Here is a 13,983-nt window from a genome sequence, read left to right as displayed (position 1 = left end):
ACAAAAGGATTGACTTCGTCGAATTTCATTTCGTGCGGTAGTGGGGTGTTGGTTTTAAAGATTAGGATATTTCTCCGGATTTTGGAAAGTGTTAAAAACAGAGTAAATGTAAACTGTCTTTTCGTCTTCGTAAATTTCAAAGAAAACGAGGTACGGCATGTGTTTAAACGGCAATGCTCTGATATTTTTGTGTCGAAATTGGAAAAACGGATTGAACTCCAAAGCGTCTAAAGCATCATTCAGTTGTGTTCTGAAGTTGTACTCCCCATTTTCAGATTTTGAACTATGGTATTCTATTGCCTGCTCAATTTCTTTATCAGCAATGCTAGAAAATAGGAGTTTATAATTTGTGTTTTCTTGTGAGTTCATCTCGGGAAATAAAGCTTTTTTTATCTTGTTGTAATGCTTTTTCCAGTATTCTTTTTTGCTGTTCAGAAATCAAAGGAAAATCTTCATTTTCATTTGGAATAATAATAATTTCTACACTTTTGGCATTAAAATCCTTTGGAAGCGACACATTAAAAGAATGGTCTTTCACTTCTACAAATTGTCTAATCGCATTCATAATCATAAAATTTTCTATACAAACATACAAAAATTCTGCTTTCTTTATAAAGGGAAAAAAAGTAAAATAAGATATTGAAAAACATAAACTTCTAATAAAGGAACCTTCCCTCCACTGTCGCACGATTGTATCGTGTGGTAGGTTTCCCCACGCTGGTGTGAGCGTCCCACTCGTACCCATAAACAATAAGAAATGAGTAGAAAATATAAATTCAAAGAAAAAGACGGAGCAAATTTTATTAGTTTTGCAGATACAAAATAGTAAAATTTAAATAAAATAATATGTTGCAACAAACAATCGAAAACATTTGGGAGAATAGAGAATTGCTTCAAGATCCTGCCAATCAGGAAATTATCAGAACGGTGATCCATCAGTTGGATTTGGGTGAACTTCGTGTAGCAGAACCTACAGAAAGCGGTTGGAAAGTAAACGAATGGGTGAAAAAAGCCGTAGTCATGTATTTCCCAATTCAAAAAATGGAAACCATTGAGGTGGGATGTTTCGAGTTTCACGATAAAATTCCGTTGAAGAAAAATTATGCTGAAAAAGGAGTAAGAGTTGTGCCACATGCCATTGCAAGACACGGATGTTTTGTAGCGCCTGGCGTTATTATGATGCCGTCTTATGTTAATATTGGTGCGTATGTCGATAGCGGAACCATGGTAGATACTTGGGCTACCGTAGGATCTTGCGCACAAATCGGTAAAAATGTTCACCTTAGTGGTGGCGTTGGTATTGGTGGTGTTTTGGAACCTTTGCAGGCTGCTCCCGTAATTATTGAAGACGATTGTTTTGTGGGTTCAAGATGCATTGTTGTAGAAGGGGTTCATGTGGAAAAAGAAGCGGTTTTGGGTGCCAATGTCGTATTGACGGCTTCAACAAAAATCATTGATATTACAGGTGATGAACCGGTTGAATTGAAGGGAAGAGTGCCGGCCAGATCGGTGGTGATCCCAGGTTCTTATACCAAAAAATTCCCGGCAGGAGAGTATCAAGTTCCTTGTGCTTTGATCATCGGAAAAAGAAAAGAATCAACCGACAAAAAAACCTCTTTGAACGATGCTCTTAGAGAAAATAATGTTGCCGTATAAGCAATAACTCTTTTCTATTAGAAAAAAAACTCTTTGAATGTTGTTTCAGAGAGTTTTTTTTGGTCATAATATGACGAATGTCGATTTGAGTTATTATAAAATGAATTTCGTTATTTTCGAATGATCAAATGTGAAACTACCGATAGGATTGCCCCATGCAATCCTTACCAATAATCAAACAATTGGTTGAAACCCCCGATGATTATCGATAATTCGTTTTGTTGCTTCACGATACTTTAGTATTTTTACCCATTAACTAAATTTTGTACTAAGTGAAAGAAAAGTTTATTTCTTTTTTTACCCGTTTTCCCATTGTTGCTGCAATTTATATTCTTGTTGCAGGGCTTACGGCGTTTTCAAAATACCAAAGAGGACCGGAGAGTTATAACAATTATTTATTGTTCAAAAATGTTTTTGTACACACCAGCGAGAAGCTGAATTTATACTCACTGTATCCGGAACTGTACTTTGATAGCAACCATTACGGAGTTTTTTTCTCAGTGCTTATTGCTCCATTTGCCGTATTGCCGGACGGTTTTGGAATGGTTTTGTGGAATGTTGCCAATGTTCTGTTATTTCTATTCGCCATTTATAAACTCCCTTTTACCGAAACTCAAAAGTCACTTTTTGCTTGGCTTTGCATTCAAGAATACATTACTGCAGCTCTTTATTTTCAGTTTAATATTGCACTTACAGGTCTTTTAATGCTTTCGGCTGTGGCTGTTTTAAGAGGTAGAGAAATTCATTCGGCTTTTTCCATCATGATTGGGACTTTTGTGAAAATCTACGGAGTGGTCGGGCTTTCGGCATTTTTATTTATGAAAAACAAAACTAAATTTATTGCAGCTTGCTTCGTGTTTGCAATACTTTTTTTCTTACTCCCGATGCTGATTTCGGATGCGCATTTCGGTGTACAATCGTATCTGGATTGGTACCAATCGCTTACCGAAAAAAATCTGTCCAATCAAGTTTTAGGGACAAGGCAAGACTATTCTGTAATGGGCGTCTTTAGACGAATTTTGGGCGATGCTTCCTTGCCAACTTTGTGGTTTCTAATCCCGGGTATGGTGGTCTTTGCTTTGCCGTATCTACGATTCAATCAATATAAATTGCCTGCGTTCCAAATGATGATATTGGCATCAACATTATTGTTTCTAGTGCTCTTTAGTTCCGGATCGGAGTCGCCAACCTACATCATCGCTGTTTCTGGGGTGATGATATGGTTTTTGATGCAGAAAAATAAAAACAAATTGGATGTTGCTCTTTTGATTTTCGTGATTGTTCTTACATGTTTCGGGTTTTCGGATGTATTCCCAAAATCTTTTAAAGAAAACTACATAATGAAATATTCTCTGAAAGCCGTCCCTTGTATTTTGGTGTGGATGAAAATAATTTACGAATTGCTTACCCGTGATTTCGAGAAAGATTATATTTTAGCAAAATGAAAAGCATCAGCATTGTAATTCCAGCCTATAATGAAGAGGGAAATCTTAGAAAAATCAGAGAAGAAATAGATTTGGTTTTTCAAAATTTACCCACTTATCGATACGAAATTATTTTTGTTAATGATGGCAGTCGGGACAATACTCAAGAGATTTTAGAAATCATGTCCACGGAGTTTTCAGAAGTGAAATTTATAGAATTTTCAAGAAATTTTGGCCATCAAAATGCGGTGAAAGCGGGTCTGGATTTTGCCATGGGCAATGCAGTAATCTCAATGGATGCCGACCTTCAGCACCCACCAAAAGTAATTTTGGAGCTGATCAAAAAATGGGAAGAAGGTTACGACTTGGTCTATACTCTGAGAAAATACAACCAAGCAACATCACCGTTTAAAAAATTGACTTCCAATTTTTTCTATAAAATTTTAGTCTCACTTTCCGATGTCGAGTTGGAAAAAGGAAGCTCGGATTTCAGGTTGATGGATGCTTCTGTAGTCGAAATTATGCGCCAAGCCGATGAATCGGATTTGTTCCTTCGTGGACTTTCCAAATGGGTGGGCTTTAGACAATATGCCGTTCATTATACGGCAGACGATCGTTTCTCCGGAAGCAGCAAATACAGTTTGAAAAAAATGTTCAAATTTGCTTTTACAGGCATCACGGCTTTTTCGGTGAAACCCTTATATTTAGCTTCTTATCTTGGGTTTTTCTTTTCTTTTTTAGGGTTGCTGTACATTCCGTATGTGGTTTATGCCTTCATCAGCAAAACAGAAATTTCAGGTTGGGCATCGCTTATCATGACGGTGGTTTTTTTTGGTGGTGTGCAGCTCATCATTCTCGGGATATTGGGCATCTACATTGGGAAAATGTTCAAACAAATGAAAAATAGACCCAATTATATTGTTAGGTCCAAAAATTTTTAATGATGAAGATAGGGTACGATGCCAAACGGCTTTTTCATAATGCCTCTGGATTGGGCAATTATTCTCGGGATTTAGTCAGGATTGTCGCTCAGTTTTATCCTGAAAACTTGTATGTCGTTTTTGCAAAATCACCTTCTGAAAGAGCAAAGTCTTTGTTAGAAGTATCAAATGTTTTTTTTAGAAAAATATCAGGAGCTAAGTTTGGACGACAACTTCAAATGGGAAAAGATGCACAAGCTGAGGATTGTGATATCTTCCACGGTCTGTCTGGAGAATTGCCTTTGAAATGGAGCCGTAAACCCATTAAAAAAATCGTTACCGTACACGATGTTATCTTCTTAAAATATCCGGAATTTTATTCTTTTTTTGATCGTAAAATCCATGCTTGGAAATTTAAAAATGCATGTTCGCAAGCCGATTTGGTCGTGGCTATTTCGCAGCAAACAAAAAGCGACATCGTGCAGTACTTCAAAGTTCCGGAAGTGAAAATCCGTGTGGTGTACCAATCCTGTCATCAGGCTTTTAAAGTAGAATATTCTGAAAAAGAATTATCAGAAGTTCAGCAAAAATATTCTCTTCCACTTGAGTTTTTATTGAATGTAGGGACTATAGAAGAGCGAAAGAACCTTTTCTCCGTGGTGAAAGCCATTAAAGGTACCTCCATCCCTTTAGTGGTGGTAGGTAAGGAGACAAAATATTCGGTTAGAATTAGAAAGTTTATAGAGAAAAATAAGATGCAAAATCAGGTTTTTTTTCTGAAAAATGTATCCATGGAAGATTTGGCAAAAATCTATCAATTGGCAAGCATCTTTATTTATCCAAGTTTGTACGAGGGTTTTGGTATCCCGATTATCGAGGCGTTGTTTTCTAAAACTCCCGTAATTACAAGCAATCTGAGTTGTTTGCCAGAAGCAGGCGGGCCGGATTCTTTATACATAGACCCCAATAATACGGACGACATCAGGTCGAAAATCAATTTTCTTTGGGAAAATAAATCCGAACGAGATCGACGATCAGAAAGATCTTTTCAATTTGTACAAAAATTCAACGAAGAGCAGATCGCTAAAGAGATGATGGAAGTGTATAAAGAAGTACTAAGTTAGTTACTCACTATTCAGAATAATTTACAACCACAAACTTTTTATTTGTTTGTGGTTGTTTTTATTAGAACCTAAAATCTATTATTCGATAAATTTGTTTTGCTCATTGAGTAAAACACCAGCAAAACCAAAAAATACAACTGCAAATACAGTGAAAGCAATGACCAGAATCCAAATGAGAAACATTCCTCTAGCCCAATTTTTTCTGTGAATGTTACCGTCTCCTAAAGCCCAGACTAACAAAAGAATCCATCCGATGACTGGGATTCCGGCGAGAACAATATTGATGGCCCAATCACCACTGGACAATGTTCTATGTCTGTAGTCGTAAGCTCCGTTGATTTCTTTTTGATTTTCCATTGATTTGTTTTTTTAATTTGAAATAAATGTATGGTTTTTTTCTTCTTTATGAGTATTTTTTTGCAAGGTATTGTGCAATGGACAAAAAAATCCCCAACACGAATAAAAATGTTGGGGATTTATGAAGTTGAAATTTGGTATTGAAAATTTCTAAATAAATTTAAACCGGCTCTTAATTGAACATGTCTTTTACCTTGTCGAAAAATGATTTTTCTTTTCCAGACGGTTCGGCAGTCATTTCGCCGTTTTCCATTTGTTTTTCAAAGAAAGCTTTTTGTTCGGCATTTAGTTTTTGAGGAGTCCAAACATTGATGTGGACAAACATATCGCCTTTGCCATAGCTGTCGATGCTTGGGAGTCCTTTTCCGCTAAGTCTAAGAATTTTTCCGGATTGTGTACCGGCATCTATTTTTATTTTTACCTTCCCACCTACGGTTGGGATTTCTTTTTGAGTTCCCAGAGCGGCTTCTGCAAAAGAAATGTACAATTCTTGGTGCAGGTTGTCACCTTCTCGTTTGATGGTTTTATCTTCTTCTTCCTCAACAACAACATAAAGGTCACCAGGGTTGCCACCAAAAGGTGCGTCGTTACCTTTGCCTCTCACATTCAGTTGTATGCCGTCTCTTGCACCTGCCGGAATGTTGATGGTCACTTCTTCCTCATCTTTTACCAATCCTTGAGCATTTGCACCAGCCGGGATTTTATCGGCCACCTTTCCAAGACCTTGACAAGTGCCACAAGTGGTTTGTGTTTGCATTTGCCCGAACATGGTGTTCATAACTTTTATTTGAGCACCAGATCCGTGACAGGTCGGACAGGTTTTGGAAGTTACTCCGGCTGCGGCTTTCATTTTTTTTACCTTGATGGTTTTTTGGGTGCCGTTCACCATTTCTTCCAAGTTTAGTTTTATCCTAACCCTAAGGTTAGATCCTCTAACTTGTTGTTGTCTTTGCTGTCCACCACCAAAACCACCGCCAAAATGACCGCCAAAGATGTCACCAAACTGGGAGAAAATATCTTCCATGTTCATGCCGCCACCAAAACCGCCACCGCCAAAACCACCGTTTCCGCCCATTCCGGCGTGTCCGTATTGGTCATAACGGGCTTTTTTATTGTCGTCACTCAAGATTTCATAGGCTTCAGCAGCTTCTTTAAATTTATCTTCAGCTTCTTTGTTTCCAGGGTTTTTGTCAGGATGGTATTTGATAGCCATTTTACGGTAGGCTTTCTTAATTTCATCCGCCGATGCACCTTTGGAGATGCCTAGAACTTCGTAATAGTCGCGTTTTGCCATTTTTTTTACTTTTCTTGGGGTCTATTAAAATCCGGTTACCACTTTTGTGAAACGGATTACTTTTCCGTGAAGGGTGTATCCCACTTCGATTACATCTACAATTTTTCCTTTCAATTCTTCCTGTGGAGCAGGGATTTGGGTAATGGCTTCATGGAAATCCACATCAAAAATGTCACCTGCTTTAACTTCTATGGTTTGAAGCCCTTTTTCCACCAATTTTCCTTTGAATTTTTGGTAAATTAATTCCACTCCTTTCAGGTCGGCCTCGTTGCCGTTTTTAGCAATTTCTTTTAAAGCTCTTTCAAAATCGTCCAAAACAGCCAACATGGTGACCATCATATCTTGATTGGCAAATTGAAAGAAATCGTTTTTCTCTTTTGCTGTTCTTTTTTTATAATTTTCAAATTCGGCAAAAAGACGGATGTAGCGATCTTTTTCTGCTGACAAAAGTTCCTCTGCTGTCGGTGCAGCTTCGGTTTTTTCTGTCGTTTCGGTATCGGTTTGTGCCGTATTTTCTTCTTGCAATTCTAGGTTTTCTTCGTGTATATCTTTGTTTTCGGACATAATCTTGATTTTATTTTTTACTGTAAGTCAAATTTTTTGCCAAAGATTGTATTCGGACAAAAGGTCAGTTTTTAGTTTAAATGAAAATGATGAGGGAAGGCTTCTTCCGGTTTTTTCTTTAATACATTGAGAAGTATCCACGATTTTAAAAATCCATATCCGTAGGAAAATAATTGTATGTAAGATGCCATAATCGCCAACAATCCAATGCTGATGTTTTTAGTTTTTACCGTAGCATGGATCAGGATCAGGAAGGTGTACAGACCGTACATGGATAGTATGAATCCTTGGTGCAGGGTATAATATTCTATAAAAGATCCCACATAGCCCAATAAAAATAGGGTAGGAAAGGCAAATGAAATCTTAACATATTGGGGGTGTCTTTGGTTGAGGATGGGTCTTGCACATCCAAATTGATACACCTGTTTGGAGAATTTTCCAAAATCGACCCTGCGTTTGTGGTACACCGCGATATCATCAAAAAATGCCGTGGTGTAGCCTTTTTCCCACAGCGTCATGGAAAGATCCGGATCTTCGCCAATTCTTAAATTGCTAAATCCTCCAACCTCTAAAAAAGTAGTTTTCCTAACGCCCATGTTAAAACTTCTGGGTTGAAATTTGGACATTGACTTTTTACTGCCTCTAATACCACCGGTGGTAAAAATGGAAGTCATGGAATAGGAAATTGCTTTTTGTATCAGGTTGAATCCGTGATGTGCTTTGTCTGCACCGCCAAAGGCATCGCAAGTGTTTTTCTCTAAATTTTTCTTGATGTTCTCCACATAATCCTTTTCCACAATCACATCCGAATCCACAAAAACCAGCCATTCGTTGCTCGCTCTTTCAGCTCCGTAATTTCTGGATAATCCCGGCCCAGAGTTTGATTTTTTAAAATAGCGGATGTCCAAAATTTCTTTAAAACCATCAACGGTTGGCTGTAAATTGATCAAAGAACCGTCATCAACAATAACAATTTCAAACGCCTTATCCGTTTGGAAAGATAGGGACTGCAACAACTCGAAAAGCTCGTCTTTGCGGTTGTAGATGGCAATGATGATGGAAAGTGTGGGCATTCTCTAGTATTGAAAGAAAAGTTGGGTAGGTTAAAAATTAATCGTTGTCGTGTTTTTTCTTTGTTCCTTCGTACATTTCGTATTGTAGGAAACGGGTTTCTAACTTCCCGTTGAATAATTTTACCTTTCTAGAAGGTCGTAGTCCAATTTTTTTTACCGCTTCCAAATCCGAAGAGATGAGCCATGCTAAAGTATTGGGGTAGCTTTGCTTGAAGGTATCTCCAATTTTTTTGTAGAAATCTTCTTGGTTGATGGCGATTCTCTCGTCGTACGGAGGGTTGAAAACCATCAGTAGAGGGAAAAGATCTTTTTTACTGTCGAAAAAGTTTTGTTTTCTTACCTCGATGAGGTCTTCCATTTCTGCTGCTTCAATATTGATTCTGGAGTAGGCCAGCATTTTAAGGTCGATATCGTATCCAACAATTTTTCCGGTAAATTCTTTCACGCGATTCAGACGGAACTCTTTTATTTTTTTGAATAAATCTTCGTCATAATTTTTCCAATTTTGGAAAGCAAATCGTTTTCTGAAAGTTTGTGCCGGAAGATCCATAGCGATCATCGCCGCTTCGATCAAAAGCGTGCCACTACCACACATAGGATCCAGGAAATTTCCCTTTCCGTCCCAACCTGCAATTTGCAACATCCCCGAAGCCAAAACTTCGTTTAGTGGGGCTTGTCCTTGCTCTCTTCTGTAGCCTCTCTTGAAAAGCGGCTCGCCTGAAGAATCCAAAGAGATGGTCACAAAATCTCTATCGATGTGGAGGTGGAATTTGATGTCTGGATTTTTTGCATCTACAGAAGGTCTTTTTCCAAATTTGTCCTTAAAATAATCCACAATAGCGTCTTTCATTTTCAGAGCCATAAATTGTGAATGGGTGAATTTTTCTGAATGTACCGTTGCGTCAATAGCAAAAGTCTGCCCAATGGACATAAAAGTTGACCAATTGGTTCGGTATATTTTTTCGTAGAATTTTTGCTCGTTAAAGGCTTTGAATTCTAAAATTGGAACTAAAATTTTAACGGCTGTTCTGGCAGAGTAGTTGATCTTGTATAGGAAACCCAAATCGCCCACGCAATTTACCGCACGATTTTTAATTTCTACATTTCTACCTCCCAATTTCTTTATTTCTTCGGCCAAAATAGGCTCCAATCCAAAGAAAGTCTTTATTTGTATTTGTAAATTTTCAGTATCCATAGTTTGCAAAGGTAAGGACTTTGTAGAATAATTAACGGTAGATAAGGATAGTTTTCCATCAATTTTGGTTATTTTTGCACTATGGCATGGTTCAAAGATTGGTTTAATACCGAATATTATCATATTCTTTATCAAGATAGAGATTTTACAGAAGCAGAAATTTTCATCAGAAAACTTTCAGAATATAACGCATTACCAGAAAAAGCCAAGATTATAGATTTGGCTTGTGGCAAGGGTAGGCATTCCTATTTCCTGCATCAGTTGGGGTACGAAGTTTTGGGGGTAGATCTTTCCGAAGAAAGTATTGCTTTTGCAACGAAAGAATTTTCGCAAAATCATTTGGAATTTAAAGTCCACGACATGCGTACCGAACTCTATCCTTCGGTTGCACCATCAAAGGTGCACGCGGTGTACAATCTTTTTACCAGTTTTGGATATTTTGATGATGAAAACGACGACAAAAAAGTGTTTGCATCCGTAAAAAATGCTTTGTGTGACAACGGTGTTTTTGTACTGGATTTCCTGAACGAAAAATGGGTTAGAAATACATTAGTCCCCGAAATCACCATCAGCAAAGGTGGGATCGATTTCCACATCAAAAAAAGAATACACGATGGACATGTCATCAAAGATATTATTTTTACTGACCAAGGCGAAGATTTTCATTTTTTTGAAAAAGTAAAATTGCATACCTTGGAGCAAATCGAAAAGTATGCTCAGGAATTTGGATTTGTCCGCAAAAAAGTTTGGGGCGATTATCACTTGTCCGATTTCGATTTAGAAACCTCACCAAGAGCCATTAATCTCTTTGTCAAAGAAAACTGAGACCCTATACTTTGTTTATGATTATACTACTTCTGATTTTGAGTGTCGTTTTGGGCGTTGTTTTGGGTAAATATTTTGGTTCCAAAGATCAATTTGCCAAATCCTTGTTGGTGGTTAGCGCAGGATTTCTGATCACGATATGCCTCAACGAGGTTTTCCCAACGGTTTATCATTCGGACAATCATCAGATTGGTGTTTTTGTAATTGCCGGAGTTTTGTTGCAAATGCTTTTGGAAAATCTTACCAAAGGATTCGAGCACGGACATTTCCATCAACACGAAGAAGAGCAAAATATTTTACCCATCGCTTTGATGGTTGGGATGTTCATCCATGCTTTTATTGAAGGGATTCCGTTGGCCAATATCAACAATTACGATTCGCCATACCTCATGGGGATTTTGGTGCACAACCTGCCCATTTCTTTTGTGTTGGGAGCGTTCTTATTCAAAAAAAGTAAAGTCAATTTTCCACGAATACTGATCGTAGTGCTCTTCGCTATTTCATCACCTTTGGGTATGGTTTTAGGGAAATATTTCGATCCCAATCTCGAGCCGTACTTTTTGGCCATCGTAGGTGGGATTTTTCTGCACATCTCATCGGTCATCATTTTTGAAAGCAACAAAAACCACAAAATGGATTGGCAAAAAATCCTCTTGGTGATGTTGGGGATTGCTTTTGCACTTAGTGGACATCTTTTTCACTCACATTAATTTTTTTTTAGGAGCAGAAAGGGTGTAACCCTCTTCAAGACTCGTCCGGCTGTCCGTTATTACTCCTCGCCAGTTTCTGTCGCTGCGCTCCATAACCTTGCTGTGGGGTAGCCACTTCCATCCGGGCTACGATTTCGGTGCGTAACCGTACAGTAAGTTTTTTTTCAATGTCACGATACAAATTTTCAAAAAAGGTGGAGGCGTGGTCTTAGTCCCGATGGAAACGGCATCCTTTTGTAAGCCTGGGGTGTGGCTTTGGCACAAAAGATACAGTGGACAGCGGGTCTGGTGGTGAAAAAAAACGAACCGTTGAAGCTCCTAAAAAAAAAGGCCACCCGAAAAGGATAGCCGTATGAAATTTTTCATCGATGAGGTTAGAATTTCCAACCCAAAGTGATGGAATAGTTGTTAAGATTTCTTTTTACATTAGAAACTAGAGATCCGTCGTACTCGACAATGTATTTGTTGGAGAAGTACCCGGCGTTGTATGCCGCATCGCCTTTTAAGAAAGGATTTTTATACTCTGAGCTCACATTTTGATACGCAAAGTCTAAAAATACAGATCCAAAGTCATAACCCAAACCTAGTCCCAAAGTATTTCTCTCGCCCAATAGGAAATTGCTGTAAGATGCGTCTTTTAGGTTGCCGTTCACAGTCAGTTCGGTTAAGTTTACGGTTTTTGTAGGGTTTGATTCGTAACCGTAACCGCCTCTTAATCTAAAGTTTTTAATACGATATTCCGCTCCAATTTTTATTTCGGAAGTGGTTTGAGAATATTCTTTATAGAAGTTGTTCAGTTCCGTTTCTGCACCGCCATAGACTTTGTATTTTGGTTTTCCCAAGCCAACCGTGTAGTCCACATTTACTGCAAGATTTTTGGTAGGAACCATGGCTGCACTCAGTGTTGCCTTCATCGGAGTGGTCAGTTTTCGGTCTTCTGCAGCCGTTCCGTCGTTGGGCGAGCTGTAATAATTGTACACCCTTTCCATAGTCCACCAAGTAGGTGTTTCTAGGGCTGCTCCCAAACGAAATTCTTGAGAGATTTTTCCAATAATACCAACATTGGCAGAAAAACCGGATGAGGTTTCGGAATAAGGCGTGTCTTGTTTTTCGTAGTAATCTATTTTTTTGTCAACGGCCGAATAGAAAGCTGCCGAGTCGTACTGGTCGATTTGTGCACCATGGAAATTTAATCCCCCACCAATATAGATTTGGTTGTCGTAATTAGCACCTATGGCGATGTTCATTTTACTGACATTTCCGTATCGGTTAAAGGCATGTCCAGCGTAGGTGAGTACATCTGCTGTTGCCGGAATGCTGTAGGTTAAGTTGTTATTTCCTGGAGTTTCAACATAATCTTCGATGGATTTTGAAGAGTAGTTCACTCCGATATTTACAAATTTCCAAGGGGTTTCTGTGAGCAGTTGGAAAGAGGCGATCCCGCCGATATTTCCCAAATCTGTTTTGTTGAAACTGTATTCTTTAGAAGCACCCGCAAGTGTACTTTTGTTGTTGATGTTGTTGATGGCCAAAGTACCAGAAATACTGCTGGATATGGCGACCCCAACACCTGCAGGGTTGGTGACAGCTGCAGAAGCATCGCCTCCCAAAGCTCCCATGGATCCTGCCATGGCATTGTATTTAGCAGTTCCCTGTAGTCCGCCACCGCTGTACACATCCATGGTGTTTCTAAGTACTGTTACATTTTGAGCCTGAGCAAAAAAGAAAGCCGAGATGCTCAATATAGAAATTGATTTTTTTAACATTTCAATTGTATAGTTTAATTCTTGTATTATCTAAAGCCACCGGATCTTTGACCTCCACCTCCTGAAGAGCCTCCAAAACCACCTCCGGAGCGGAAGCCACCTCCGTTGGACCCACCTCCGAATCCGCTGGAGTTAGAAGACGGTCTGAAACCGCTATCGTTTCGGAATCCTCCATTGTTTCTAGGGCTTTCGTATTGTGGGGTTGTATTTCTAGGTCTTGGGATGTTCGGAACATTTTGTTGCGTGTTCGATTGTCCACGGTATCTAGGGAAAGTGTTTTGCTGACCTTGATTTCCGGGTCTGTTGAATCCAGAGTTGTTTTGATTGGTGTTTCCAAATCCACGATCTCTAAATCCAGAGTTTTGATTGCCTACTTTATTGCCAAAACTTCCTTGGTATGAGTTTCCAAAGTTTCCGCTAGAGCCACTTCTTCTGTAATCGTAAACCGGTCTGTAATATCCGTAATTGTAGTACGGGTAGTAGCCACCTCCCCAATAGTAAGGCGAGTTCCAACCCCAATAAGGATTGTATCCGTAATACCATGGGGAATAATATCCACCATAACCCCAATAAGGGCTGTATCCGTACCAATTGTTCCAAGGAGATCCCCAAGAATAGCCAAAGCTTATACCAAAATTCCATCCGTAAGGGGAATATCCGTAATTGTAATATGGAGAAGCCCAATTGTTGTAATTAACCTCGGTACCGGTATAATTTCCCCAATCCGAATTGGATCCTGGTGCTCCCCAATTGTAATTTTTGGAATAAATACCCTTGTCGTCCAAACGGGCAACATCGTTCTGGTTGCTGTAATCATAATATTCGCCAACCTGATTGCCGTAATTGTCTACTGTTTCAACGGGTAAGGTATCCTTGTTAGGATCGTAATACACGCCATCGGACTCGCTGTATGCACCCATCTGTGTACCACATGATACGGCTACTAAACTTGCCGTAAGAAAGGCTAATGCTCTAAGTTGTGGTAAATTAAACCTGTTTTTATTAATATTTTTTTTCATGACATTTATTTGAAAATTAGTTTAATTATCTTTGCACTGTTTTATACCAAAATTAT

16 protein-coding genes and 1 pseudogene are annotated in these 13,983 nt (G+C 38.8%); 6 read left to right on the top strand and 11 right to left on the bottom strand.

Going from position 1 to position 13,983, the window contains the following annotated elements; all coding sequences use genetic code 11:
- Positions 1-54: 54 nt before the first annotated feature.
- Both H9Q20_RS03290 and H9Q20_RS03285 read right to left on the bottom strand, forming a co-directional pair.
- Positions 55-369 carry a type II toxin-antitoxin system RelE/ParE family toxin gene (locus H9Q20_RS03290; RefSeq protein WP_124640821.1) on the bottom strand — a complete coding sequence of 105 codons (315 nt, stop codon included), beginning with the start codon at positions 367-369 and terminating at the stop codon, positions 55-57.
- Complete coding sequence (locus tag H9Q20_RS03285; RefSeq protein ID WP_164472019.1) at positions 341-565, bottom strand: hypothetical protein; 225 nt, start codon at positions 563-565, stop codon at positions 341-343. The genes H9Q20_RS03290 and H9Q20_RS03285 overlap by 29 nt, the downstream gene beginning before the upstream one ends.
- Positions 566-846: 281 nt before the next feature.
- On the opposite strand from H9Q20_RS03285, the gene H9Q20_RS03280 reads away from it, so the two are divergent.
- The 4 genes from H9Q20_RS03280 to H9Q20_RS03265 all read left to right on the top strand — a co-directional run bounded on the left by H9Q20_RS03280 (position 847) and on the right by H9Q20_RS03265 (position 5,124).
- Positions 847-1,656: a 2,3,4,5-tetrahydropyridine-2,6-dicarboxylate N-succinyltransferase gene (locus H9Q20_RS03280; protein ID WP_187478295.1), complete on the top strand. Its 810-nt coding sequence runs from the start codon at positions 847-849 to the stop codon at positions 1,654-1,656.
- A gap of 272 nt (positions 1,657-1,928) precedes the next feature.
- Positions 1,929-3,101 carry a glycosyltransferase family 87 protein gene (locus H9Q20_RS03275; RefSeq protein WP_187478294.1) on the top strand — a complete coding sequence of 391 codons (1,173 nt, stop codon included), beginning with the start codon at positions 1,929-1,931 and terminating at the stop codon, positions 3,099-3,101.
- On the top strand, positions 3,098-4,021 hold the full coding sequence (locus tag H9Q20_RS03270) for a glycosyltransferase family 2 protein (protein WP_124640829.1): 924 nt from the start codon (positions 3,098-3,100) through the stop codon (positions 4,019-4,021). The genes H9Q20_RS03275 and H9Q20_RS03270 overlap by 4 nt, the downstream gene beginning before the upstream one ends.
- Positions 4,022-4,023: 2 nt before the next feature.
- Positions 4,024-5,124, top strand: coding sequence for a glycosyltransferase family 4 protein (locus tag H9Q20_RS03265; RefSeq protein ID WP_187478582.1), 1,101 nt, complete (start codon positions 4,024-4,026; stop codon positions 5,122-5,124).
- A gap of 78 nt (positions 5,125-5,202) precedes the next feature.
- Here the strand turns inward: H9Q20_RS03265 and H9Q20_RS03260 are convergent, their stop codons facing one another.
- The 7 genes and pseudogenes from H9Q20_RS03260 to H9Q20_RS13355 form a co-directional block, all read right to left on the bottom strand.
- Positions 5,203-5,481 (bottom strand): hypothetical protein, encoded by a 279-nt coding sequence (locus H9Q20_RS03260; protein ID WP_124640831.1) that lies wholly within the window; start codon positions 5,479-5,481, stop codon positions 5,203-5,205.
- A gap of 172 nt (positions 5,482-5,653) precedes the next feature.
- On the bottom strand, positions 5,654-6,775 hold the full coding sequence (gene dnaJ, locus H9Q20_RS03255) for a molecular chaperone DnaJ (protein WP_124640833.1): 1,122 nt from the start codon (positions 6,773-6,775) through the stop codon (positions 5,654-5,656).
- 24 nt (positions 6,776-6,799) lie between these two features.
- Positions 6,800-7,339 carry a nucleotide exchange factor GrpE gene (locus H9Q20_RS03250; RefSeq protein ID WP_124640835.1) on the bottom strand — a complete coding sequence of 180 codons (540 nt, stop codon included), beginning with the start codon at positions 7,337-7,339 and terminating at the stop codon, positions 6,800-6,802.
- A gap of 71 nt (positions 7,340-7,410) precedes the next feature.
- Positions 7,411-8,412, bottom strand: a complete 1,002-nt coding sequence (locus H9Q20_RS03245; RefSeq protein WP_124640837.1) for a glycosyltransferase — start codon at positions 8,410-8,412, stop codon at positions 7,411-7,413.
- A 37-nt stretch (positions 8,413-8,449) separates the two neighbouring features.
- The gene (locus H9Q20_RS03240) at positions 8,450-9,343 is read right to left on the bottom strand and encodes a class I SAM-dependent RNA methyltransferase (RefSeq protein ID WP_410369586.1); all 894 of its coding nucleotides are present in this window, start codon (positions 9,341-9,343) and stop codon (positions 8,450-8,452) included.
- Positions 9,315-9,383, bottom strand: a complete 69-nt coding sequence (locus H9Q20_RS13360) for a hypothetical protein (RefSeq protein WP_410369585.1) — start codon at positions 9,381-9,383, stop codon at positions 9,315-9,317. Before H9Q20_RS13360 ends, H9Q20_RS03240 begins: the two co-directional genes overlap by 29 nt.
- A gap of 98 nt (positions 9,384-9,481) precedes the next feature.
- A pseudogene (locus tag H9Q20_RS13355) lies at positions 9,482-9,607 on the bottom strand (class I SAM-dependent RNA methyltransferase); the annotation flags it as partial.
- 81 nt (positions 9,608-9,688) lie between these two features.
- On the opposite strand from H9Q20_RS13355, the gene H9Q20_RS03235 reads away from it, so the two are divergent.
- A complete protein-coding gene (locus H9Q20_RS03235) occupies positions 9,689-10,432 on the top strand; it encodes a class I SAM-dependent methyltransferase (RefSeq protein WP_187478293.1) in 744 nt (247 codons plus the stop codon).
- Positions 10,433-10,449: 17 nt separating this feature from the next.
- Positions 10,450-11,142 carry a ZIP family metal transporter gene (locus tag H9Q20_RS03230; RefSeq protein WP_124640843.1) on the top strand — a complete coding sequence of 231 codons (693 nt, stop codon included), beginning with the start codon at positions 10,450-10,452 and terminating at the stop codon, positions 11,140-11,142.
- A gap of 374 nt (positions 11,143-11,516) precedes the next feature.
- Here the strand turns inward: H9Q20_RS03230 and H9Q20_RS03225 are convergent, their stop codons facing one another.
- Positions 11,517-12,908, bottom strand: a complete 1,392-nt coding sequence (locus tag H9Q20_RS03225; RefSeq protein ID WP_187478292.1) for an OmpP1/FadL family transporter — start codon at positions 12,906-12,908, stop codon at positions 11,517-11,519.
- A gap of 26 nt (positions 12,909-12,934) precedes the next feature.
- Positions 12,935-13,927 (bottom strand): prolyl-tRNA synthetase, encoded by a 993-nt coding sequence (locus tag H9Q20_RS03220; protein ID WP_241154735.1) that lies wholly within the window; start codon positions 13,925-13,927, stop codon positions 12,935-12,937.
- Positions 13,928-13,983: the final 56 nt, after the last annotated feature.

This window comes from Amniculibacterium sp. G2-70, assembly GCF_014353055.1.
Classification (GTDB): domain Bacteria; phylum Bacteroidota; class Bacteroidia; order Flavobacteriales; family Weeksellaceae; genus Amniculibacterium; species Amniculibacterium aquaticum.
This window is presented reverse-complemented; position numbering and strand designations above follow the sequence as displayed.